19 protein-coding genes are annotated in these 24,732 nt (G+C 66.6%); 3 read left to right on the top strand and 16 right to left on the bottom strand.

Annotation, left to right across the window (positions count from 1 at the left end; translation table 11 throughout):
• From ACK5KK_RS03950 to ACK5KK_RS03920, 7 genes are all read right to left on the bottom strand, one after another.
• The coding region (locus ACK5KK_RS03950) for a hypothetical protein (protein ID WP_416888788.1) at nt 1-2,359 on the bottom strand (2,359 nt) is incomplete at its 3' end.
• A gap of 396 nt (nt 2,360-2,755) precedes the next feature.
• Nucleotides 2,756-2,971, bottom strand: coding sequence for an Rv0909 family putative TA system antitoxin (locus tag ACK5KK_RS03945; RefSeq protein ID WP_416888787.1), 216 nt, complete (start codon nt 2,969-2,971; stop codon nt 2,756-2,758).
• 75 nt (nt 2,972-3,046) lie between these two features.
• Nucleotides 3,047-3,535 carry a VanZ family protein gene (locus ACK5KK_RS03940; RefSeq protein WP_416888786.1) on the bottom strand — a complete coding sequence of 163 codons (489 nt, stop codon included), beginning with the start codon at nt 3,533-3,535 and terminating at the stop codon, nt 3,047-3,049.
• Between the two features lie 31 nt (nt 3,536-3,566).
• Nucleotides 3,567-5,105 carry a sugar transferase gene (locus ACK5KK_RS03935; RefSeq protein WP_416888785.1) on the bottom strand — a complete coding sequence of 513 codons (1,539 nt, stop codon included), beginning with the start codon at nt 5,103-5,105 and terminating at the stop codon, nt 3,567-3,569.
• Between the two features lie 113 nt (nt 5,106-5,218).
• Entirely contained in the window at nt 5,219-6,265 is a 1,047-nt protein-coding gene (locus ACK5KK_RS03930; RefSeq protein ID WP_416888784.1) for a polysaccharide pyruvyl transferase family protein, read from the bottom strand.
• Nucleotides 6,262-7,908: a DUF4012 domain-containing protein gene (locus ACK5KK_RS03925; RefSeq protein ID WP_416888783.1), complete on the bottom strand. Its 1,647-nt coding sequence runs from the start codon at nt 7,906-7,908 to the stop codon at nt 6,262-6,264. Before ACK5KK_RS03925 ends, ACK5KK_RS03930 begins: the two co-directional genes overlap by 4 nt.
• Nucleotides 7,909-8,093: 185 nt before the next feature.
• Nucleotides 8,094-10,178 carry a hypothetical protein gene (locus ACK5KK_RS03920; protein ID WP_416888782.1) on the bottom strand — a complete coding sequence of 695 codons (2,085 nt, stop codon included), beginning with the start codon at nt 10,176-10,178 and terminating at the stop codon, nt 8,094-8,096.
• Nucleotides 10,179-10,276: 98 nt separating this feature from the next.
• Here ACK5KK_RS03920 and ACK5KK_RS03915 point away from each other — a divergent pair, with 98 nt between their 5' ends.
• Nucleotides 10,277-11,443, top strand: coding sequence for a glycosyltransferase family 4 protein (locus tag ACK5KK_RS03915; RefSeq protein ID WP_416888781.1), 1,167 nt, complete (start codon nt 10,277-10,279; stop codon nt 11,441-11,443).
• Between the two features lie 36 nt (nt 11,444-11,479).
• On the opposite strand, the gene ACK5KK_RS03910 is transcribed toward ACK5KK_RS03915, so the two are convergent.
• From ACK5KK_RS03910 to ACK5KK_RS03895, 4 genes are all read right to left on the bottom strand, one after another.
• Nucleotides 11,480-12,790 carry a UDP-glucose dehydrogenase family protein gene (locus ACK5KK_RS03910; RefSeq protein WP_416888780.1) on the bottom strand — a complete coding sequence of 437 codons (1,311 nt, stop codon included), beginning with the start codon at nt 12,788-12,790 and terminating at the stop codon, nt 11,480-11,482.
• A gap of 59 nt (nt 12,791-12,849) precedes the next feature.
• On the bottom strand, nt 12,850-14,109 hold the full coding sequence (locus tag ACK5KK_RS03905; RefSeq protein WP_416888779.1) for a hypothetical protein: 1,260 nt from the start codon (nt 14,107-14,109) through the stop codon (nt 12,850-12,852).
• Between the two features lie 8 nt (nt 14,110-14,117).
• Nucleotides 14,118-14,726: a polysaccharide pyruvyl transferase family protein gene (locus tag ACK5KK_RS03900; protein WP_416888790.1), complete on the bottom strand. Its 609-nt coding sequence runs from the start codon at nt 14,724-14,726 to the stop codon at nt 14,118-14,120.
• 202 nt (nt 14,727-14,928) lie between these two features.
• Nucleotides 14,929-15,126, bottom strand: a complete 198-nt coding sequence (locus ACK5KK_RS03895) for a hypothetical protein (RefSeq protein WP_416888778.1) — start codon at nt 15,124-15,126, stop codon at nt 14,929-14,931.
• Nucleotides 15,127-15,284: 158 nt separating this feature from the next.
• Here ACK5KK_RS03895 and ACK5KK_RS03890 point away from each other — a divergent pair, with 158 nt between their 5' ends.
• Together ACK5KK_RS03890 and ACK5KK_RS03885 are read left to right on the top strand one after the other, a co-directional pair.
• Nucleotides 15,285-16,235 carry a glycosyltransferase gene (locus ACK5KK_RS03890; RefSeq protein ID WP_416888777.1) on the top strand — a complete coding sequence of 317 codons (951 nt, stop codon included), beginning with the start codon at nt 15,285-15,287 and terminating at the stop codon, nt 16,233-16,235.
• Nucleotides 16,236-16,237: 2 nt separating this feature from the next.
• Entirely contained in the window at nt 16,238-18,259 is a 2,022-nt protein-coding gene (locus ACK5KK_RS03885; protein WP_416888776.1) for an acyltransferase family protein, read from the top strand.
• A 24-nt stretch (nt 18,260-18,283) separates the two neighbouring features.
• On the opposite strand, the gene ACK5KK_RS03880 is transcribed toward ACK5KK_RS03885, so the two are convergent.
• The 5 genes from ACK5KK_RS03880 to ACK5KK_RS03860 all read right to left on the bottom strand — a co-directional run.
• On the bottom strand, nt 18,284-19,669 hold the full coding sequence (locus ACK5KK_RS03880; RefSeq protein ID WP_416888789.1) for a lipopolysaccharide biosynthesis protein: 1,386 nt from the start codon (nt 19,667-19,669) through the stop codon (nt 18,284-18,286).
• Nucleotides 19,670-19,734: 65 nt separating this feature from the next.
• Nucleotides 19,735-21,057: an O-antigen ligase family protein gene (locus tag ACK5KK_RS03875; protein ID WP_416888775.1), complete on the bottom strand. Its 1,323-nt coding sequence runs from the start codon at nt 21,055-21,057 to the stop codon at nt 19,735-19,737.
• 36 nt (nt 21,058-21,093) lie between these two features.
• The gene (locus ACK5KK_RS03870; RefSeq protein WP_416888774.1) at nt 21,094-22,212 is read right to left on the bottom strand and encodes a glycosyltransferase; all 1,119 of its coding nucleotides are present in this window, start codon (nt 22,210-22,212) and stop codon (nt 21,094-21,096) included.
• A 91-nt stretch (nt 22,213-22,303) separates the two neighbouring features.
• On the bottom strand, nt 22,304-23,497 hold the full coding sequence (gene tuf / locus ACK5KK_RS03865) for an elongation factor Tu (protein ID WP_416888773.1): 1,194 nt from the start codon (nt 23,495-23,497) through the stop codon (nt 22,304-22,306).
• A 108-nt stretch (nt 23,498-23,605) separates the two neighbouring features.
• A partial coding sequence (locus ACK5KK_RS03860) for an elongation factor G (protein WP_416888772.1) occupies nt 23,606-24,732 on the bottom strand: 1,127 nt, incomplete at its 5' end.

Here is a 24,732-nt window from a genome sequence, read left to right as displayed (position 1 = left end):
AGAGAGCGAGCGTCAGCGTGTTCCCGGAGAGCGTGCCCCCCGTGCATGACCACGCACCTGCGGCGTAGCCGTCGGGGCCGTCGGACTCGGCGAGGGTGTACTCGCCCGCGTTGACCGCAGCGTCGGTCACCGCGTCTGCGCCGGTGGCGCCGCTGATGGTGACCGGACCGGTCGCCGACAGGGTCCAGTCGGTCGCGACAGCGTCGCCGCCGTTGTCGTTGGTGACCTGCTTGACCAGGGTCAGCTGGGGAGCGACGTCGTCGTTCGTGATCGTGCAGACCACCTCGGCACCATTGGCCACCGCGACGACACCGTCGGTCACGGCACCGCCCGTGCACATCCAGGCAGTCGCGTCGTACCCGGCAGGACCAGTCTCCGACAGGGTGTAGTCACCGGAGATCACGTCGACCCCGGTCACCGCTGTCGCCCCCGAGATCCCGGAGATTCCGGTGGTCGGGCCGGCCGCCGACAGGCTCCACTGCGACGCATCCAGGGTGCCGCCGTTGTCGTTGACGACATCCTTGATCAGGGTGAGGTTCCCCGGGGCGTCCTCGTTGCGGATCGTGCAGGTCGCGCTCTCACCGTTACCCAGCGAGAGCTGATCGACACCGTCGAAGGTGCCGCCGGTGCAGCTGATCGAATCGAGTTCGTAGCCAGCCAGCGCGTCCTCACCGATCGTGTAGGTTCCGGCCGCGACGGCGGCCGCCGTCACCGAGGGGTCGCCCTCACTGCCCGAGATGTCTTGCGGACCGGATGCCGTCAGCGTGAAGTCGCTGTCGATGGCGGTGCCGCCCCACGAGTTGTTGACCTCTTTGAGCAGCGTGAGTTCGGCGGGCCGGTCGTCGTTCGTGATGGTGCAGACGACCTCTGCGCCCGCCGCGACCGCCACCGAGTCGCCGGTGAGGGTCCCCCCGGTGCAGCTCCACGCACCCGCGGCGTAGTCACCGGCGAAGCCCGCGGCGGTCGTCTCGGACAGGGTGTACGAACCGGGCGCAACCAGGCCCGTGACGCCGTCGATCCCGTTGAGGACCTCGGTGCCGCCGTCGGTGGCCGTGAGGGTGAAATCGGTGAGCTCGGCGGTGCCGCCGTGGTCGTTGACGAGGTTCTTGTGCAGCGTGAGCGAGGTGACGACGTTGGTGATCTCGCAGCTCGGCGCGGCGGCCCCGGTCGACGACGGGAACATCGGGAACATCGTGCGCACCGCCGGGTCGCCGACGGTGGTGTAGGCGCCGTTCTCGTACAGCGTGATCGTCTTGGTCGGCCACCCCGCTTCGTAGAGGTCCTGGTAGGTGCACTGCACGGTGTCGAGCGTGACCCCGGGCGGGAGACTGCCGGTGAGCTCGCTCACCCGGTAGTCGGGTTCGGCGATGACGTTCTGCCACGTGTGCGTCTGGCCGGCACCGATCTCCGCCTCGATCGCGGCCGTGGTCGGCGGCGTCTCGCTCTCGGCGACGGTGCCGACCAGCGTGTCGTCGTGCACCGTGAGCCCGTCGGCTTGGTCGACCCGGTAGGTGAAGGTCTGACCCTCGGGCACGGTGCCGCCGGTGACCACCTTGCTCACCTCGAGCGAGTTGCACGTGTTGATCTCGATTGGCGCGCCGACGAAGTAGTCCTGCAGCTGAGCGGTCTGATTGTTTCCGGTCCGGGTGAGCACGGCACCGGTCGTCACGTTGACGCATTCCGTCGCGGGGAGCAGCCCCGAAGCGGTGAGGTCGATGGCCGATTCGCCGAACGTGCCTTCTTCATCAGCGGCCGAGACCTGACCGTACGCGGCTTCGTAGTAGAGCCCGCTGGGCGCGGTCTCCCACTGCAACCCGTTCCACTCCAGTGCGTTGATCGAGATGCCCGTGCCGTTGGCGTCGTAGTCGAACTGCAGGATGTAGTCGTCGGCGCGGCCGGCCAGGGGGCCTTCGAGCAGCTGGTAGATCGTCAGGTCACCGGTGCCCTCGGGCGAACGGCTCCAGTACTGGTAGAGGATGATGTGCTGCTGACCGCCCACCTGCACGATCTCGTAGGCAACACCCGACGAACACAGATCGCCCTTCTTGTTGACGTTGATGGGCTGGATGTTCCAGGTGAGGGCGTCAACCGTGTTGCTGCCGCTGAATCCACTCGGGTCCGGTTGCGCCGTCCCGCCCGGGACCACACAGTATTCATCCCCCGCGTTGGCGTCGATGATGCCGGTCGAGGCGCTGGCACCGCCGCTGGTCGGCGTGTACGGCCCGTACGGCGACACGAGGACACCGTCCCAGTCGTCGGCGCCGGACATGTTGCCGTCGATCTCGAACTTCGTGACGATGTCGGGCAGACCCGATGCCGGCGGTTGCGGCAGCGTCGCGGCAACGGCCGTCGAGCCCATCGTCGTGACCATCACGGTCGTTGCGAGGGCTGCGGCGAGTACTCGCCAGCCCTTGGGCGTGCGTGATGGGCGGTTTTTTGGCGCAGCGTAAGACATCTTGCTCCCGAGTTGGGCACCGGATTACAGCGTCGTATTCCTCGGCCACACACGTCACCGATGGTGCATATCGGATCTGCGCTCACCCCACCGAGAAGGTGTATGCGAGCCAATGTACCGCGATATATCTCTCGCTGCCAAGCCTGCGATATATCGGTCGTGATACGAGCCCGAATGACCACAACGCCGTTCATGTGATCGACCGGCACCGTGCGAGCGCCGGTCGGCACCTTCTTTTTTCGCGCCTTACACGCCGATGCGGCCGACGGGGTCACCCGTCGGCCGCACCGTGAGAACAGCTCAGTCGTTGCCGATCTTGCCGTCGATCGAGTCGCGCACACCGTCGATCTTCTCGTCGACGGAGTCGGGCGTGAGCTTCTTCACGAACCCGGCGGCGGCGTCGAGCACGTTGTCGCTGACCTGCTCGGCCTGGTCGGAGTTGAGGGCATCCTCAACCTTGTCCTTGTTCTGCTCGTAGAGGTCCTTGCCCTTGTTGACGAGGTCATCGATTCCCATGTGTTGTCCCTTCGGGTATGCGGACAGTCCCGCGGCGATCAGTCTGACCCGGATCGCCGGGCGTCGCAAGTACTACTAAGCGGTGAGACTCGCTTCATGGCGCGCAATCACGCGTTCGTCACGTGCGGCGACGATGGCGCGGAGCACGAGCGCGCACATCACACCGATCGTGGCGCCGAGCGAATTGGCGATCACGTCGGCCACGGTGGCGTAGCGCTCGGCGAGGAACGTGCGCTGAATGAGCTCGATCGCGGTGGACAGCACCGGCCCCAGCAGGAACATCACCGGCCACGCACGCAACGGCAGCGCCAACCCGAACAACACCCCGAGCGGGAAGAACAATGCGATGTTCGCGCTGAACTCAATGAACTCGTAATCGATGAACGTCGGAACACCGCGCTCATGGAGTTCTTGGATGGCACGTTCCAACAGGTGCACGACGGGAGCGTCGACCGGGCTCGGCGAGAAGACGAGGAACGCGACCCATCCGCCGTACCCGACGGCCAGCAGCCAGGCCAGGAAGAGGCGCGGGCCGCTGGTACGGGTGTCTGCAGCTGTCGTCATCGCACCGATCCTAACCGGCGCACCTGCGCGATCAGTGGGCGCTGGCACCCGGGGCGATGACCGCCCTGAAGGTGCGGAACAGGATCTGGATGTCCTGCGTGAACGACCAGTTCTCGACGTAGTAGAGGTCCAGCCGCAGCGCGTCTTCCCACGACAGCTCAGACCGGCCGCTGACCTGCCACAGACCGCTCATGCCCGGCTTGACCAGCAGCCGGCGGTGGGCGTCGTCGTCATACAGGGCGACTTCGGCTTTGCGCTGCGGGCGCGGGCCGACCAGGCTCATGGTTCCCGCGAGCACGTTGAACAGCTGCGGGAGTTCGTCGATCGAGTACTTGCGGATGAACCGGCCCACGCGGGTGATGCGGGGATCGTCGGCGACTTTGAACAGGGGCTGCTCGGCGGTGCCCTGATCGTCGAGCAGACTCGCCAGTTGCGCGTCGGCCCCCTCCGCCATGGAGCGGAACTTGCTCATGCGGAACGGTCGACCGCGCCGACCGATGCGCTCTTGCCGGTAGAAGACAGCTCCGCGCGAATCGAGGCGGATGGCGATGGCCGTGAGGAGCATGATCGGAGACAGCACCACGGTGAGCACCGCGGCGCCGACGAGGTCGAAGGTGCGCTTGGCGAACCGTTTGCCGCCTTCGAGCGTGGGGTATTCGACGTGGATCAGCGGCAGCCCCGCGACGGGGCGGGAGTGGATGCGGGGGCCGGCGACGTCGGTGAGGGCGGGGGCGACGACCAGGTTGGCGTCGCGGTCGGCGACCTCCCACCCGAGGCGGCGCACGGCGGCGGGGTCGAGGTCGTCGGCGCCGACGAGGATGACGGTGTCGGCGTCGACGGCATCCATCGCTTGCACGGCGTTGCCGTACCCGCCGACGACGGGGATCCCGTCGATGTGGGCGGGCAGCCGCCCGCTGCTGACCACGCCGACGATGTCGAAACCAGTACGGCCGGCGCGGCGGATCGCCTCGATGATGTGCTCGGCTTTGGCGGGCTCGGCGACGACGACCGCGCGGTACACGTACTTCTCGCGTCGTTGCTGTGCGCCCAGCCATTGCCGCCACAGCCAGCGCGAGAGGACGAGCGCGACAGCCCCGAGGGGCAGGGCGACGAGGAACAGTGCGCGCGAGATGTCGGCGCGCAGGAAGAACGCGAGGGCGACGAACACGGCGAACACCAGCGCGGTGGCGCTGACGATGCGCCGGTACTCGAGCACACCGTCGCCGACAATGTGCTTGTCGCGGGTCTCCAGCACGCTGAGCGCGAGGAGCCACGCGAGGCCGATGACCACGAGGACCGCCCAGTACGGCACGCGCGCACCACCGGACCACGCGATGTGACTGCGCAGGGAGGGAAGCGCGACGGCCGCGAACACGAGCAGCACAGCGACCACCACGACGACGTCGCTGTAGACGAGACGTGCCGCGTAGCGGGCGGGCCAGTCACGCGACGATCGCCGCTGACGGACCACGGTGGCAGCACGACGGAGGCGTTTCTCGGCACGCTTGACACCACCGTCAGCGACGAGGCGAACGGTGGCAGCGGGGTGCTCGACAGCGTTTTCCAACACTCGTCACTTCTGCTTTCCGCCCGGTTGGGGACTCGGGCTCCGCGGAATAAGGCTACCCGATTACCAAAAAAGCGCGAGCGCTGCGGCGACACGCCACGGCGTGGCACGTTGCCTCAGATCGCGGGGAGCGTCTCTCCAGCTACCGCGGCCAGAAGCGACCGCGCATCAGCCACGATACCCGCGGTGTCGGCGCGCCGCTGCTCGAGCCATCTCGCGCTGAGACCGTCGATCTGCCCCGTACTCGCGCCGCGATCACACGTCGCCCACGTAGCCCCGAGGGCATCGAAGTGGCGCTGGATCTTGTCAGTTGCTGCCTCGCACCACGCCAACGGCACAGCGCCCTCCGCCGCAGCGATCAGCAGCGCGTGCAATCGGTCACTGAGAATGACCGAGGCACCCGCATACTCGTCGCGCACCCGCTGTTCCTGCACGGCGTGGGTTCCCTCCTCGAAAACCACCGCGCGCCCACCGAGGACCGCCGCCAACTCGCGCGCCCGCGCCGAGTCCCGGCCCACCTGGGCGATCACAACGGTCTCGACCTCCAAACGCGCGCTGCAACGGCGCACCGCGTCGAGCCATTCGGGCGTCGGGTACGGACGATCACTACGGAGGCTGACGACCAGTGATGTGCGGGGCCGGGATGCACCTCGAGAATCGAGCCCCAGGGCCCAATCCGGCATCCAAGGCGCATGCTCGAAGATGCGGCTGGTTTGCCCATCCCGCCAGCGCACCTCGTCGCAACTGCGAAAAAGTGCCCGGAACAACCAGGTGCGCCGCGCGACCAGCCGCGGGACCGCGGCCCCCAACCACACCACTCGGACTCCGCGCCATCGCATCGCACGCAACCAGGGCACCAGGGCGAGCATCTTGACCGTGTACGAACCCGACATGCTGAACTCGCCTGCGTTGACCGCGATGACACTGGGACGAGCACCACGGAACCCGGAGACCAACCAGGGCACAAATGAACGGCACACGGAGTCAGTCGTGGCCAGCCCCAGGCCGCTCACGAAGGAATCACTGGCGGGCCCGACATACGCGTCGATCGTGCCGACGCGGCGAAGTGCGTCGGCGTAGCCACGGCGGAGCGCGGAGTCGCCGACGTTGTCGTCTTGTCCCCACAGCCACGCCATGACCCGTCCCGCCGCCGCTCCGGTCACAGCCCGTCAGCCCCCGCCGCGCACGAGTCGTCGATCCGCACCGCAGTCTCACGGATCATCGGCGTAAACCACACGTCAAGAGGGCCGATGTCATCGGGACCGACGAACGTCGCCTCCACTGTCACCTTGTCTCCGGGGACGATTCGCATCTGGAACGGAGCCACTTCCCGACCGAGGTCGACGTTTCCCTGGCGGAACGGCTCCACCCAGGCGCCATCGGTTCTGACCGACTCAATCTCCATGCCGGGAGGCGCGTACATGAAGATGTGGGTGCTGAAGTAGTCGCTGCCGTTGCGGAAGCTCTGCACATAACGGGGTAGCGCGTCGGCGGCTTCTTGCGTGATGTCCAGCCGCAACGCGGCCGTCGCCGTCAACGTGGCACGACCGTCCACGCAAGTGAGCTCCGCCTCGATCGCAGAGTTCATGTAGTAGTCGATCTTGGAAGCCGACACGTCCCTGAAATACACTCCCAGCGTCGTCGTAGCCATGTTGTCGGCCGGGAGCACGCCCGAGATCCGCCCCGCTCCCACGACGGACTGCGCATCGGCATCCTCGAGCCACACCAGGATGCTCCCCCGGTCGACGCTCTCAGACACGGCTGAGGCCATGTCCATGATGCCGAAGTCTCCGGACGCAACTTTGGCGAACATCTGTGAGGCGACCGAGGCAAAGAAGGCGTCGGACGCGACGGCGCCTTCAGGCGTGTAGGCGTCCCACCATGCATACACCTCACTCAGCAGCACGTTGACCGCGTTGGAGTCGTCAATCATGACGCCGTCCACGTCGATCGGACCTGTGGCGCGGAGGATCCGCGCCAGCGCCAGCGGATCGACGGAGATCACGCCGTCGATCCGTGTCTCGTCGATGTCGCGGTTCCAGAAGGCGCGCAGCATCTGTGCCGCTGACGGCCAGTCAGGCCGGGTCGTCGACATGTTGACCCGCTCACCGTAGGTGCTTCCGAACAGGCTCGTCGCGCTGTCCGGAATCTCCAGATCGAGCGGCGCGTACGGGAAATCACCACTGCCGGCCTGAGCGACGATCTCCAGTTCCCCGGCGTCCGCGCCAATCAGGGTCTGCGATGCCGCGCTGCCGCCGAGAGGCAGCGACTCGGCGTTGTTCTGGAACACGAGCAGGTAGTTCTTGGCGCCGTCTGCACCGAGGGCATCGGGCAACACATCGAGCACCGGCTGAGCAGCGGTCAATACGTCGGCGACCATCTCGACAGCCGAGCGAACCTGATCGACGAGCGCGGGCGAGTCTCGAATCCCCTCCAGGTCAGCGGTCAAGGGGGCAAGCGTGTGGGCGCCGGACTGCAGAACGGGCAGACTGCGCGCGAGGAGGTTCCCCTCGCCGTCACCCTGCATCTGCACCACCGGCCCCGCGATGCCGTTGACGAGGGCATCCAGCGCGTCCGAAGTGAATCGGACCGCCCGGAGGTTCTCTCCCGCTCCGGGGATGATCTCGGCGGCGCGCCACACCGGGTCGTTCGCAGCCGCGGTCGCGACGGCGGCGTGTTCGCCGATGGTGGTGAGAGCGTCCCCCATGTCGCCGCCCTGCTGCGCCGATGAGAGCACCGCGCGCGCGGCCTCGAGATTGTCCTTGACCACCAGCACCCGGAAGGCCAGCCATATCGCGATCAGCAACAGGACGACAATGACGATCCCGATGGTGAAACCGACAACTCGTCCTCTACGCCGTGCTCCAGGCGCGCGTGACCGACCCGGCGAGGCAGGCACCGCGCCCGCAGCGGCCTCGCGGCGCGCGCGTCGAGTCTCGTGGGGCATGATGGTCCGATCCTAGTTCGGGGGTCTCGCGCTCAGCTGAGTCGCTATTGCGCGCCAGCCGGAGCCTCTGAGCCGAGAGGCTCGGTCCGGTCGACAGCGTCTCCGGAGCGCACGTACTGAGGTTGCCCGCCAACCTCGACCTGCGCAACCCCACCGATGGGCTGCACCAGGCGCTCGCTCCCGTCGAACGCGACGACGGTGAGCGGCTGGGTCGTGGGGATCGCAACGGTCGTCACGTCGTGTTCGGCCCACAGCACGCGGACCCGATCGCCCTCGTCTCCAAAGGCGTACGAGAACACGCCGTCGCCGAGGTCTTCATGTTCGCTGAACTCCCGCCCCGACAGCTGCGACACCAACAACGCCTGCGCAAACGCGGCGTGCTTCGGGGGCAACGCAGCGACCCCCGTGCGCGGCTGACCGAACAACCCGAAGTTGCCCTCGTGCGCGGCAGGGTTCGGCTCGTCGTTGATGAGGTCGTACCAGAGGAAGTGCTCGACACCGTGCCCGATCGCCGTGACCGATGTCTTCACGAGATACACGGCTTGCTGCGTCTGCGTGCGACCGCCGGTCTTCGAAGACGTGCCGAGCTCGGTGATCCACACCGGCCGGGTGCCACCGCCGTTGTCCTGCATGCTCCGCTCGGACTCGCGCACGATTGCGCCCAGGGCGTCGGGATCGGGGCTGACCTCATAGGGGTGATAGCTGATCGCGTCGGCATACTCGAGTCCCCCCGCCCGCCACAGTCCGTCGAACCAGTCGGCGTCGTAACGCGCGGTCGCACCGGCCACGATCGGCAGGTCCGGGTCCACCTCGACGACGTTGCGGTGGACCGACTCCAGGAGCGGCACGTAGCACTCCGGCGCGATACCGCATCCGGTCTTGTTGAACCGCTTCTGGTTGAACTCATTGAACACTTCCAAGCCGAGCACGTCGTATCGACCGGCGACGGCCGCGGCGTATCGCCCGTACTCGGCGATGGCGGTGGGGTTGTCGGGCGTCAGCTTGCTGCCGTACAGCGGATTCCCGTAGTTGACGATCCCCACCAGGGAGACGCCGCGCGCGCGGAGCGCAGCGAACTCACGATCATACTCGGGCAGCCAGTCATAGCGACCAGGAGTGGTCTCATTGAGGTGCCAACGGATGTCGTTTCGAGCGGTGGCGAGGCCCAACGACGCGGCGTACCGTGCCGAGTTCCGGTACAGGTCTCTCTCGACGTGCAACCCCACCCCGAACCGATCGTCGGGGCCGAGCCGCTCGGAATCGCCGTCGATCACCACGATCGGTGCCACCGTCGATGTACCGGCGCCGTCAGTCACCGTCAGCTCGAAGTAGCCCTGTGGGACGCCCTCCAGCGGGAACGCTTCGAGGTGATCGCCGATGGCAACCTCGCCCTGGGCGACGAGCTCTTCGTCCCGGTCGACCCGCCACGTGGCGGTTCCCTCGGCGAGTGAGACGGCCACCGCCGCGGTATCGGCCGCGAACACCAGCGACTCGCTGACGATCCCGTAGGGAGGGTCGACCGACTCGAAGGAGCCGTTCTCGACGACGCCGTTCCCACCCGAGTCGGTCACCCCGATCCGATCGAGCGCGAGGCCGGTCACGGCACCATCGAGTCGCACCTCAATCGCCGCGTCCGCGACGTCGTCGGGCGCGGTGAATGTGCGCTCGACCGTGCGCCAGCGGGCATCCAGGTCAGGCAGCGCTATCTCGCGACCGGCGACCAGCAGAACCACCGGCACCGGCTCGGGGAACGGTGTGCGTAGTCGCGCATCGACGCGAACCGTGTACTCCTCGCCTGCGGTGAGGAGAACCGGAGTAGAGGCCGCGGTAACCGGTGCGTCCACGACCGGCGCGTCGATGGCTAGCGCTATGTCGCCATCCGCAGCGGACCCGACCTCGGGACGAACCGCGGCCACGACGGTGGGGGCAGCGAGCTCCCAGCCGACGATGTCCGCATCCGCGAACGCCGTTCGCGGCGCGTCCGCCGCGACGGGTATCGACGCCGGAGGCGTCCACGGCGTGCGGGTGGCGGTCGGCGTCGATGGCGCCGCATCGATACACGCCGTGCACAGCACGGCGGCGACGGTCAGGAAGGCGCAGCCTCCTACGCGAGTCGTCGATCTGCGCATGATCCTTCGGTGACAGTCCCTCATTCCGCGGTTGGGGCCGCGGCAGCGGTGCCGGACGGCGACGAAGCGGGACGTGTTGACCGCACTAGGCTGTGCGAATGCAACGCCACTCTGCAACGCAGCGCCCGTTACGTGTGGTGCATCTTGATCATACCGTCGAGCCCGGCGGGGCCGAACTCGCATTGGTGCGGCTCGTGTCGGGTGCGCACACCGACTGGGTACCGTGCCTGGCGGTGCCGGCGCCGGACGGCTGCGGCGTCTTCTCAGCGGCGGCGGATGCGGGCGTCAAAATGGTGTCCGTCGGTGCTGCGCAGGCGGCCGGAGCGGCGACGGCAGGCTTTGCGGGCGCCGGAAGATTCGCCGGGGCCATCCTGCATCAGGCGGCACAGTTGCGCTGGAACAAGACGTTTCGCGGCGCCGACGTGGTGCACGCCAACTCCACACGATCGGCCGTCTACGGGGCCCTCGCGGTGTGGGGACGACGCGTCCCGCTGGTGGTGCACCTACGCGACCGCATCGAGCCGACCGCGCTCGGCCGGCCGGGTTATGCGATGTTCCGGCTGACGGCGCTGCGCCGGGCGACCTCGTTCATTGCCAACTCGGAATCCACGGCGGACACCGTTCGACCGTTCCTGCGGAAGGGTCAGCGGGTCGTGGTGATCCCGAGTCCGGCCGGCGTGGATCGGGGCGAGCCACTCGACGGGTCGACCACCGGTCCGGTGCGAATCGGGATGGTCGCGCGGCTGGATGAATGGAAGGGGCAGCGGGAGGTGCTCGAGGCGTTCAGCCGCGCCGAACTGGGGTCCCGCGCCTCGCTGACCTTCTTCGGGGCCGCGACGCTGGGTACCACGGCGTACCCGCAGATGCTGCGCCAGAGGGCTCAGGGTCACGACAACGTGCACTTTGCGGGGCATGTCGACGATGTGTCAGCGGCGATCGACGGCCTCGACCTGTGCGTGCAGTACTCGACCCGCCCCGAGCCAATGGGGCAGAACGTTCTGCAGTATCTCGCCCGCGCGCGGCCCGTCGTTGCAGCGAACGAGGGCGGCCCGGCCGAGTGGATCACCAGCGGCGACAACGGCGTGTTGGTGCCGCCGCGGGACGTGGCAGCCTTGGCACGCACGTTCGCTGAGTTGGTCGGCGACCCGCAGCTGCGTGTACGACTCTCGCGGGGCGCGGCAAAGACGTCGGTACCGACTGACGCGGACAGTATCCGCGCGCACAGCGCTGTGTTTCAGGACGCGGTGCGGCGCTTTGCCCACTGACCCAGGCCGGAGCCACCCGAACGACACAGCTGTCGTTCAGCGGCGCCCCATTCCGCGGTAGTCCCAGCCCGCCGCCTTCCACGCGGCGGCGTCGAGGCCGTTGCGGCCATCGACGACGACCCGTCCGCGTGCCAGTGAGGCGGCGTGCTCGGGCGATAGTTCGCGGCGATACAGGTCCCACTCCGTCACCATGACAACCGCGTCCGCATCGCGCAGCGCGTCGTCACGCTCGTCGGTGTACTCCAGCTGCGGGTGGACGCGGCGGGCGTTGTCGAGCGCTTCGGGGTCGGTGACCACGACATCCGCGCCGAGGCCCCGGAGCTGTACGGCCACGTCCAGTGCCGGCGAATCACGGATGTCGTCGGAGTGTGGCTTGAACGCGGCACCGAGGACCGCGATCCGTTTGCCGTGGACCGCGCCATCCAGAGCCTCGACCACCAACTCCACGGCCCGGGCACGGCGGCGCAGGTTGATGGCGTCGACCTCACGCAGGAACGCGACCGACTGCCCCTGGCCCAGCTCTTCGGCCCGGGCGGCGAACGCGCGGATGTCCTTCGGCAGGCACCCACCGCCGAACCCGATGCCGGCTCCCAAGAAGCGGCGGCCGATGCGGGCATCGTGGCCGATCGCGTCGGCGAGCGTCGTCACATCGGCGCCGGTGACCTCGGCGATCTCTGCCATCGCATTGATGAACGAGATCTTCGTGGCGAGGAACGCGTTCGCCGACACTTTGACGAGTTCGGCTGTGGCGTAGTCGGTGACGATGAACGGGGTACCCTTCGCCACCGACGGGTGGAACACCTCCCGCAGCACCTGGGCCGCCCGCTCACCCGCCTCACCGTCGGGAATACCGACGACCAGCCGGTCGGGGTCGACGGTGTCCTGCACCGCCCATCCCTCGCGCAGGAACTCGGGGTTCCACACCAGCACCGCGCCCGTCTCGCTGATCGACGGCGCCAGCTCGGCGGCCGTCCCGACCGGAACGGTCGATTTGCCGGCGACGACATCGTCCGCGGACAGATACGGACGCAAGCCATCGAACGCAGCACGTACGAAGGTCAGATCGGCGGCGTATCCGTCGCGCTTTTGCGGCGTGCCGACACCGACGAAGTGGACGGCGCTCCCGCGCACCTCGGCCATGTCGGTCGTGAACCGGAGCCGGCCCGACGCGACGCCCTCGCGCAGAATCTCGGCGAGCCCCGGTTCGAAAAACGGCGCCTCGCCTCGAGAGAGAGCCTCGACCTTACGTTCGTCGACATCGACGCCGACCACCTCGTGGCCGATCGATGCCATGGCGGCGGCGTGCACCGCTCCGAGGTAACCACAACCGATGACGGATAGTCTCATGAAACTCCTGACCTCGCGCTCGCCCCGACAGAACGTCCCATCGGCACCTCCGCGGCATACTACCCTCCGGGAGCGGGCGCTTCCGCGTCTGGGGTCTCCTTCCCTGCGGACGCGAGCAGCACGGCCGGGGCGATGTTCTGCTCTGCCAGGTTCCTCAGAGTGATCCTCAGTTGTCGGGTCGTCGTTCGACCCCGCGTCACGATGACAGCAGCACGGACACCGACCCACGGAAAGTGGCGCTCGGCGCCCGCACCGAGCTGGACCACGACCGATTCGTGGCTCGCCTCAGCGGACGCCAAGAACTCTCGCATCTCCTCCGACGCGAGAACCTCGTCGGGGTTGGGGGGCGCATCACCCGGCGGCACGACCGTGAGGTCGCCCTGCAGGACCGCGACATCGGCGTGCGCGGCTGCGCCGAGGAGGACGTCGGTCAGCCCACGGGACGCATCGACTCCGCACGACCTCGATGCGCTGCTCTCCACGAAGTCGGCATCAACGAGCATCACCGTGCGTCCCTCCGCCGTCAATGCTCGGGCGACGTCTGCAGCCCCGACCGCACGTCGGTCGCTGGTCCCGGGCACGAGGCACACGAGCACCCTCGGGTGGGCGAGCTGCAGGAACGCCACTTGCCGATGGAGGGTCCCACGACCGCTTCTGCTCGGTGATGCCGGGGAGGAGCCGGGCTGCGCGGCACCCATGTCCACGATGGGAATGCCGGGAGCCTGCGCACGCACGTCACGCATGCCCTTGATGGGCCGCCCCCACCATTCCCGGGCAAGCACCACGACAACACCAATGAGCACGCCGATGACGAAGCCGGCGAGGGTGTAGACGAGGCGATCGTCCCGCGTGGGGTTTTGCGGCGCGTGCGCGGCGGTGACAACGCGCAACGCATCATCTGATGCACTGTTGCCCAGTGCTTCCTCGATCTGGCGCGCCTCACGCTGCAGCCCGTCCGCCACCGCATTCGCGAGATCGGCGACCTGTTGCGGGTCGCGACCGGTCGCCTTCACCATCACGAAGTTCGTCTTGCTCGGGGTCGTGACCGTCAGCTGGGCTCGGGCGTCCGCCACAGACAGACCAGAAACCGCGCCGTCGAGCACTTCGTCCGAACTCGCAAGACGGACGTACGTCGGGACACGCTGCAAGTTTGCCGCCACGAGACTCGCCGTGGCGGAATAGGTAAGCGGGCGGGTCGCTGCCCACGCGTATGCCGCGCCGGCTCCGATCACCCCGATCAGCACGATGAGAACCGTGTTGCGGAGCAGCTTCTGGGCAAGTCGGGTCCAGGTGAGCGCGGGGATGTCCTCGCTGTGCATCCGGCTATTCAAGCACGTTCCAGGCGCGGCGAGTCGCGCCACAGGTCGTAGGGGAACGACCCTAAGAGCTCCTGGGGATTCCACACCGGCGCGCGCTCACCGCCCAAACGTAGGGCCTCAGCCACGGACTCTGCCGGGCGCGGGTCCGCTCTCCCGGTGCCTTCGTAGTAGTCGCGGTATTTGAACAGGGGCTCTCGTTGCGGGAGGACGAGTCGGGCGGGAATGCCAAACGACTCGGCGATCACGATGCCGTGCAGCGAAGATCCACAGACGAACTCGCTTCGGGCGATCTGCGCGATGACGTCGTGCGGCTGACCGATCGGAGAAATCACCCGAGCAGAATCGACGTCCATCGGGTGATCGTGCATGTTCTGGACGACCGCAGGACCGCTCGGGGACGTTCCTGACAGATACGCCTCCCGTGGCCAGAGCGAGGCCCAGAGCAGCCCCGGATCGCCGAAGACTTCCGGCACGGTCGCGCCCACGCGGCACAGTGCTTCTCGCGTGAGCGGACCCCGCACAGCTCGGATGTCGAGGTGCGGTGCTGCGCCGACGCTCATAGATTTGCCGTTGAGACCAGTACCCCACACGACGTCACCTGGTCGGGTGAGTTTCATGATGGAGCCGACCGATACCAGGCGCGCGCGACGGTCGTTTTGCCACGCGAGCCCGGCACGCTCGACGAGAGCACGGGCGATCTCCGGCCCGAGGAGGTCTCCGAAGTTGTTCACCCTACGCCGTACGGGCAAGAGTCGACCCGCTAGCCCCGAGCGTACGGGGCGCAGCGGGTTCCAGTGAACGACGCGAACTGTCACCGAACTACGACTCCTGGACGGCGGCAAACAAGGCGATCACAGCGACTGCAGCGTATGCTGCGGCATAGACGGGGAGCATCGACACGAGGCGAACTCGTTGACCCCCGGTCGGATGGGGACGCGCGCGGCGCGCGGCGACCACATACGAGGTCAGCAGCGCGAGACACATGACGATGGACACGACGGCCGCGGCAGCGAGCATGCATGTCACCGTACCCCACAGCGTCGCTCCAGCGGACGCGCTCGGATAGCATCATCAAGGCGACCACAACGCGCTGACCCAACACTGCCGAGTGGAGACACATGCGAGTTCTGCATTCCATGCGAAAGCCGGGGGCCGAGACCCGCTATGCCAATCACATGACTGCTCTCGAAGCCGATGGTGTCGAGATCCGCTTTTTCACCTGGCGTGCAGCGCTCTTCGGGCGCTACGACCTGTTCCATCTGCACTGGCCCGAAGGCCTGACGTCGGGTGGCGGGAGCGTGAAGGGTCAAGTCACGTATGCGCTGACCCGGTTGCTGAACGCGCGCCTACGCGTGACACGAACTCCCGTGGTCCGCACGCTCCACAATCTGCGCCCGCACGACGCCGACATCACGCCGAGACTACGTCGAGTACTCGATGCTTTCGACAGCCGCACGCGTATGGAGATACACCTCGTCCCCGAAGCCGATCGCGGATCGGGACCGCCGTCAATGATGATCCCGCACGGCAGCTACGTGGAGCCGTTCGCGCAATATGAGCGTGCACCTTCCATACCGGGTCGAGTGCTCTTTTTCGGGTTGATCCGTCCCTACAAAGGCGTCGAGGCGCTCCTCGATGCCTTCGAACAGTCACCCGTTGACTGCGAACTGCGGATCGTCGGTTCCCCGCGCGACACAGCGCTTCAAGAACGGATCGTGTCTGCTGCACGCGCAGATCCGAGGATCTCCTACACCTTCGGCTTCGTGTCAGACGCCGACCTCGTGCGTGAAGTCACGTCCGCGCAGACCGTCGTTCTTCCGTACCGCGAGCTGCACAGTTCCGGCGCGGCTCTCGTGGCGCTGTCCCTGCAACGTGCGATCGTCATACCCGATGGATCAACCGCCCGATCACTACAGGAAGAAGCTGGGACAGAGTGGGTACGAATCTTCTCGCCGCCGTTCGATGAGGCTGCTCTTGCGCAGGCCGCCTCATCACATCAACCGAGCGGCGCACCCGACCTTTCCGCACGCACGTGGGCGCGTGTGCGGGACGCGCACCACCGCGCGTACCGCAGAGCACTGGCCTCGACACAAACCCCAGGCGGTGATGAGTGCGCCGAGCCGTAGCAATGATCCGCGCCGAACCGAGTCGGGGACCCGGTCAGCGGGTCAGAGCCGACATCCAAGGACTGCGTGCGATCGCCGTGCTCCTCGTTGTGGTGTTCCATCTCTGGCCCAACAGGCTCCCCGGAGGTTACGTCGGCGTCGATGTCTTCTTCGTGATCTCTGGCTACCTGATCACGTCTCACCTCGTCCGGGAGGCTGAGGCCACCGGTACCGTCCGGCTGCTTTCGTTCTGGGCACGCCGCGCTCGGCGGCTCCTCCCGATGTCGCTCGTCGTCATCTTCGTGTCGGCGGCAGCGACACTCACCTTCGTACCGATCACACTCTGGCTCGACTACTTCACACAGATGATCGCGAGCATCTGCTATGTCCTGAACTGGCTGCTCGCCGCCGGCTCCGTCGACTACCTGGCGGCGGAGAACGCCGCATCACCGGTCCAGCATTATTGGTCGCTCGCGGTGGAAGAGCAGTTCTACCTTGTGTGGCCGCTGTTGATCTTGCTCGCCATGCGGGTGGCTCGACGTCGGCGCTCTGGGCGCGCCATCATGTACGCCCTCCTCATCGTCGCGATCGTGTCACTGGTGTGGTCAGCGGTCGCAACCGCGCTGACACCCGCATCCGCCTATTTCGTCACCACAACACGCGCATGGGAGTTCGCGCTCGGCGGCTTGATCTTGTTCGTTCCGCCACTCGGTGAGAGGACGATGCGCTCGCTGCTCGCCTGGGGTGGAGTCGCGGCGATCCTGGCAACGGCCTTCCTCTATGACTCGGACACCGCTTTTCCTGGGCTCGCCGCAATCGTTCCCACTGCGGCCACCGCACTCGTCATCTGGGCGCGCGTAGCGCCGAGTCGATGGTCGTTCGACTCGATGTCCCGCGCCCCCGGTGTGGGCTTCCTCGGCGACATCTCCTACTCGCTGTACCTTTGGCACTGGCCACCGATCGTCATCCTGCCATTCGCGTTAGGGCGATCGCTCACTCTCGCTGACAAGATCGCCCTGTTCGGTGGGCTGATCGTCCTGGCTGCCCTGTCCAAACGGTTCATCGAGGACCCCGCCAGAACCGCGCCTCGCCTGGTCACGTCTTTCCCCGGGGCTACGCTCTGGCTTGCCGCGGCCGTCATGGTGGTGACGATGTTGCTTCCGGCTGGAGGCTGGTGGGCAGCGCGTTCTGAGCAAGCACGCTCTGCCGAAGACGCCGCGATCGCCGATGTGACCGCGTCATGCGTTGGTGTGAACGCGTTGCGCGACACGACGTGTGTGCCCGACCCCGCACAACCACTTGTTCCGAGTCTCGCCGCGATTCGAAACGACATGGACCTCACGGATTGCAACAGCGACGAGCCGCCGGTGGACGGCATCGTCAGCTGTCGGTTCGGCTCGGACTCGCCCGGCAATCTGAAAGTCGCGATCACCGGCGACTCCCACGCACGGCAACTCGCGCCCGCTTTCATAGAGGCACACGATGAACTGGGCTGGACACTGGATACCTACTTCTCGCGCGGCTGCCTGTGGGGCGCACCCGCACCGAACTCGCCCGAGTGCGACGGGTACCGATCAGATCTCGACGACACGCTTTTGGCCGGCAATTACGATCTGATCATCGTCACGGGCTTCCGCGGCACGAACACGACGGAGGCTACCGCACGCGCGCTCGCGGACATGCGGCTGCCCTCCTGGAGGAACGCCACCGACCAGGGTGCCCGAGTCGTGGTGCTCGGAGACAACCCGGCCGTGCCCGCAGACATGGTCGATTGCGTCATCACGCATCCCGCCGAAGCACAGGCCGGAGATGCCTGTGTGATGGCGGCGAAGCGCGCGGAGGAGCCGACAGACCCCTATCGGTACGCAGCGCGCCAAGACGAACGAATCGGTTTCGTCGCGACCAACGACTTCTACTGCACGTCGTCCGGATGCCCCATGGTTGCGGGGAATATTGTTGTCTACCGTGATGCCCACCACCTCACGGCGACGTACGTGCGCAGCATCGCGCCCCTGCTACGGGAGAGACTCCTCGACAGCATGTGAGGCAACCAGTCGTCCCCGGGAGCGTCAACGGAGCAGTCGACGCATCGAGACGATGTCGCGTCGGAACGCGGGCCAGAGCCCCGCACCGACCGCCACCACCGCAAAGAACGCACCGGCCGAGAGCGCGATCGTCGCGATTTCTGGGAGATCAACCTGCGCGAAGATCACTCCCGCGACCACTCCGGCAGTCCCGTACACGGCGATGGCACGAAGACCGTTGAGGAGCATCGCAAGACCCGGCGCCCCCAGGGTACGGCTGATCCACAACAGGCCGAGAGGCCAGAGCAACGCAGTTCCCGCCGTGTATCCCCACGCGACGCCGAGCAGCCCCCATGCCGACCCCACGATCACCGTCAGAATGAGAAGCGGTCGGGTCAGCAACGCCCACCACAGCTGTGAGCGGGTCGCTCCCTTTGCCAGGAATACCCAGTAGGTTCCGTTGGACGCGGCCTGCAGGATCCCGGACACAGCGAGCGCTTGAAACACCGGTACGCTCGGCTCCCATCCAGGACCGAGGAGGAGCATCACCACGGGTGAGGCGAGCGCCGCCCCCAGGGCAAACATCATGGCCACCGGTTGCAAGAAGATTGACTGCGCCGTCACCATGTACCGGTTGAAACGATCCGGCTCGGTCTGCAGCCTGGACAGCACGGGGAGCGCGACCCGCGAGGCCGGGGCGTTGATCTGGTTGAGCGGCAACTGAACCATCTGGAATGCGCGATTGTAGTAGCCGAGGTCCGGCGCTCCCAGCCGTGCGCCAAGCACAACAGCATCGACGTTCTTACTGCCGTAAGTGACGAGCTGTGCGAGCATCAACCATCCGCCGTATCGAAGAAAGCCCCCCATCTCGCCACCGCGCCGGTATCGGCTCGGAAACCAGCGAGTCGCAACGACCAACCCCAGGAGCGCGATCCCGGCCATCGATATCTGTTGCACCGCAAGCGCCCAATACCCCCATCCGGCAACGGCCGCCCACGCAGCCAGCGCGAGCGCGACGGTTGGTGACACCGCTTCCACTGCCGACAACGCTCCGAAACGCATATCTCGCGCCATCTGCGCCCGGTACTGCGTGGACAGGCCATTCAAGAAGAAGACCACCGAAAGCGCCTGAGTTAACAGGACGAGTCGCGGCTCGTCGAACAAGGCTGCAATGGGCCAGGACAGCGCGAACGCGCCGATCGTGAGGCCGAGCCCGATCAGAGAGTTGATCCAGAACAGGTTGGAACGTTGCTGAGCGCTCAACGACCGCGCCTGAATAGCTGCCTGGGTGAGACCGAAGTCCCGGACGACCTCAGCGACGCCGATGACGGCCATCACCATGGCCACGAGCCCGAAGTCTGTCGGGTCGAGCAGACGCGAGAGCAAGACGACCGCAAGGACCTGGACGGCGATCCGTGCAACCTGGCCCACGATCGTCAGGCGCGCTCCTGACGAAGCACTACTGGCGAGGGAGCGCTCGGGGGGCGGCGAGCCGGTCACCTGCCCTCCCGGTGGACGAGCCCGTGAGTGGGCGTGACCTGATCCAAGGACCTGAATGCCACCGGACGATCCTGTGCCGCTTTCATCGCCGAGTAGATGTAGGCCACGACGAACATCAGCAGCAGCAGCGTATTGCGTCCAACCAGTCCCCACCCCGTCGCTGCCACCGGAATCAACCCGATGAAGACCGCGAACGCAGCGCGCGGCACGTCTGAGGCGTGTGGCGCCTGCGCTGTGAACGTGATGCGCAACCCACGCAAGAGTGGGGCGACGACGAAGCCCGCGAAGATGACGGTGCCGATGATCCCCAGTTCAGCCAGCCCGAAGAGCAACACGTTGTGCGGCGGATATCCGGTCTGCTGCACGATGGACTCTGTCTGCGCGGCAACGTGCGCATAGTTGTTGGGACCGGTTCCGGTCCACGGATGCTCGGAGATCACCCGCAACCCGGCATCCCGAAGCTCTGGGCGGTCTCCACCGTCTGGGTCTTCCTGAAGCCGGGCGACAAAGAACGGCAAGGTCGGCAATACTGCGGCAGCGAGCACCGCGAGAAGTCCGACCTTGCGCCGCACGCTCATCACCGATCGCGGCAGGAGGAATATCCAGACGAGCAAGGTCAGCACGACCGCCAACGAGTTGGCTCGACTTCCCGACAAGAGCGTCGCGGCGACAGCGGCTGCGACGCCGACCCACGCCAAAGATGTCCTCGCGGACGTCCATCCTCGCGTGGCGGGCAGGAGGATGAGCAGGAGCACGACAGCGTTCTTCCCGACCACCGCAGCATGGTCGAACGTGCCAGCGGGCCTCCCGTTGACATCAACTCTTCCGGTTGCGATCTGCCACAGTTGCAGCGCTGCCTCAGCCACCACGAGTGCCGTCGTCACCACGACGAGAGTGCGGTAGACCTGCCCTCGCAAGCCTTCTGCTCCAAGCGCACGCCCCACTACCCAGCAGCACACCGCGGTTGCCAGGTAGATCACACCACCAAGAACGTGAGGGTCTGAGGGCCACCACAGGATCGTCCCGATCGCGAGGAATACAACCGCGAGCAGGCTCAACGCATCCCACGCGCGCCGACCCACCGTGAAGGCCGCAACCAGGAGGATCACGCCGTGGGTTGTGATTGCGGGCCCAGCAGTCGCAGCGAGCCCGACATCATAGCCATCCGGCGTTGCCTCGGGCCCCAGCTCAAAGAGGTTTCGTGGGAACAGCATGGCGACAACGAGGAACGTGATGGCCACCGCCCGTCGGGCCCCCCACCGCCACGCGAGGACTGCGAATCCCGCCAGCGTCGCGATTGCGAACAGAATGTTCGGCACGTCAGGTCCTCGCAGTGCCCACGTTGAAGTGGTGAATCATGCGGTCAGCGCTCTCCCGTCCAAGCGGGTCTGCAACCACCCACGCATGTTCTGCTCGAACACCTCCGGGGAGAAGTCGCGGGCCCGACGCACACAGGCTGCCGAATCCATCGACACGGCTCGTTCCACCGCCTCCCGCACCTCTGACGGGGAGTTCCACTCCCTGACCAAGGTACCTGTCTCTCCGACCACGACGCTTTCGGCGGCACCGCCGACAGCATTCGCCACCACAGGCGTCCCCGAGGCCATCGCCTCCACCGGGACGATGCCGAAGTCCTCCACCGGCGCGAACACGAGCGCGCGGGCGTGGCGGTAGAGCGCACGCAGCAACGGAGCACTCGGGCGATGCACGAAGGTCACCCTCCCGGGGTGACGTTCGTCTGCGATCGCACGCAACCGCTGCTCATCCGGCCCGGCACCGGCCAGCACGACTGGAAGGCCGACGGCTCGACCCGCATCGATGACCGCGTCAAGCCGCTTGTAGGGAACGAAACGAGAGAACCCGAGCAAGTAGCCGGTGGGGAGGTTGTCGAGCACTCGCTCGTCCACGCTGTCGAGGTCCGGCTCCACGCCGAATTCATCGACGGCGATCGGGGGGTGAATGACGGATGCCTCGCGCTCCCAGCAGCGCGCGATCCGATCGGCGACGAAGTCGCTATTGGCCGCGATGGCCGTGGGCTCCTGAGCCCGGGCGCGATCAACCCGCTTGAGGAGCGAGGACAGCCCGCGTGCGACCGCACCTCCGCCACGGCCGTCTAGCTCCGGTGCCCAGACGTAGCGGGCGGGCGTGTGCGCGTACACGAACTTGGGAGCGTCGCGAGCGGGACCATGAAACCGGGCGTGATGGGCGAAAGCATGCGTGCTGCAGAGCACCCACTCCGCACTCCGCGACGGCAACGCGCGCCATACAGCAGGCATGAACGGCAACGCCGCGGCCTTTTGGCCCCGCAACGGTGTCCGCGCCAGCAGGGTCTCGTGGATGCCGGCGAAACGCCCCTCGCTCGCGTCCCACAACGCCCAGCGTTCGGCATCCGGGAACATCTCGCACAGCGTGGCGAAGACATTCTCCGATCCGCCCTCCGGCGAAAGCCATTCGTGCACCAGGATGCCACTCACCGACCCACGCCCCTTTGCCTCGTCCGTCCTGCTCCGACGCGAGAACCCCCCAGGCCGAAGCCCGAGGGGTCCCGCATGATTCCGAAGGTTCTTACTTCAGGATCTTGGTGACGGTACCGGCACCGACGGTGCGGCCACCCTCACGGATCGCGAAGCCAAGGCCCTCCTCCATGGCGATCGGCTGAATCAGCTCGACCGTCATGTCGGTGGTGTCGCCGGGCATGACCATCTCGGTGCCGTCCGGCAGCGAGATGACGCCGGTGACGTCGGTGGTGCGGAAGTAGAACTGCGGACGGTAGTTCGTGTAGAACGGGTTGTGGCGGCCACCCTCGTCCTTGGACAGGATGTACGCGGTGCCCTCGAAGTTAGTGTGCGGCGTGACCGAACCCGGCTTCACGACGACCTGACCGCGCTCGACGTCCTCACGCTTGGTACCGCGAAGCAGCAGACCACAGTTCTCGCCGGCCCAGGCCTCGTCAAGCTGCTTGTGGAACATCTCGATACCGGTGACGGTCGTCTTCTGCGTCGGGCGCAGACCCACGACCTCGACCTCGGAGTTGATGGCCAGGGTGCCACGCTCGGCGCGACCGGTGACCACGGTGCCACGACCGGTGATCGTGAACACGTCCTCGATCGGCATGAGGAACGGCTTGTCCTTGTCGCGCACCGGGTCCGGGATCGACTCGTCGACGGCGTCCATGAGGTCGAGGATGGACTGCGTCCACTTTTCGTCGCCCTCGAGCGCCTTCAGACCCGAGACCTGGATGACCGGGGCGTTGTCGCCGTCGAAGTCCTGCGAGCTGAGCAGCTCACGCACCTCCAGCTCGACGAGCTCGAGGATCTCCTCGTCGTCGACCATGTCGCTCTTGTTCAGCGCGACCAGCAGGTAAGGCACGCCGACCTGCTTGGCCAGCAGCACGTGCTCACGCGTCTGCGCCATCGGACCGTCGGTCGCGGCGACCACGAGGATCGCGCCGTCCATCTGGGCGGCACCGGTGATCATGTTCTTGATGTAGTCCGCGTGGCCCGGGGCGTCGACGTGCGCGTAGTGACGCTTCGGCGTCTCGTACTCGACGTGCGAGATGTTGATCGTGATACCGCGCTGACGCTCCTCGGGTGCGGAGTCGATCGACGCGAAGTCACGCAGGACGTTGACGTTCGACGGGTACTTCTCGGCGAGCACCTTCGAGATCGCCGCGGTGAGCGTCGTCTTGCCGTGGTCGACGTGTCCGATCGTTCCGATGTTCACGTGCGGCTTGGTCCGCTCGAACTTGGCCTTGGCCACTGGGTCCTCCTCAGGACGGTCGTGTAGCTGCTCCGGGCGCTGGATTGCGACCGGTCGGCTACGGGGATGTTCCTAGTTTAGGTCTATGAAGTTGTGGGGATGCCGGGCCTATTCGCCCTTGGTCTTCTGGATGATCTCGTCGGCGACGGCCTTGGGAACCTCGGCGTACGAGTCGAACTCCATCGAGTAGACCGCGCGGCCCGAGGTCTTCGAGCGCAGGTCGCCGATGTAGCCGAACATCTCGGACAACGGGACCAGCGCGCGCACGACCTTGACACCTTGCGCGTCTTCCATGGACTGAATCTGACCGCGACGCGAGTTCAGGTCGCCGATGACATCGCCCATGTACTCCTCGGGCGTGCGCACCTCAACGGCCATGAGCGGTTCGAGGATGACCGGGTTCGCCTTGCGGACGGCCTCCTTGAAGCCCATGGAGCCCGCGATCTTGAACGCCATCTCGGACGAGTCGACGTCGTGCGACGCGCCGTCCATCAGGGTCGCCTTCACACCGACCATGGGGTAACCGGCCAGCACGCCCACCTGCATCGCGTCCTGGAAGCCCTGGTTGGTCGGCTCGATGTACTCGCGCGGGATGCGACCGCCGGTGACCTTGTTCTCGAACTCGTAGGTCTTGTCGGCCGTGACCTCCAGCGGCTCCAGCGCGAACTGGATCTTCGCGAACTGTCCCGACCCACCGGTCTGCTTCTTGTGGGTGTAGTCGTGGCGGTCGACGGTCTTGCGGATCGTCTCGCGGTAGGCCACCTGAGGCTTGCCGACGTTGGCCTCCACCTTGAACTCGCGCTTCATGCGGTCCACAAGGATGTCCAGGTGCAGCTCGCCCATGCCCTTGATGACGGTCTGGCCGGTCTCGACGTTCTGCTCCACGCGGAACGTCGGGTCCTCTTCGGCCAGGCGCTGGATGGCAACACCGAGCTTCTCCTGGTCGGCCTTGGTCTTCGGCTCGATGGCGACCTCGATGACCGGTTCGGGGAACGTCATCGACTCCAGCACGACGGGGCTGCTCGGGTCGGCGAGGGTGTCACCGGTGGTGGTGTCCTTCAAGCCGATGACAGCGTAGATGTGACCGGCGGTGACCGAGTCGACCGGGTTCTCTTTGTTGGCGTGCATCTGGAAGATCTTCCCGATGCGCTCCTTGCGCTGCTTGGTCGCGTTGATGACCTGCGCGCCCGAGTCGAGGTGGCCCGAGTACACGCGGATGTAGGTGAGCCGACCGA

This window comes from Microbacterium sp. (genome assembly GCF_047972865.1).
In the GTDB taxonomy this organism is placed as follows: domain Bacteria; phylum Actinomycetota; class Actinomycetes; order Actinomycetales; family Microbacteriaceae; genus Microbacterium.
This window is presented reverse-complemented; position numbering and strand designations above follow the sequence as displayed.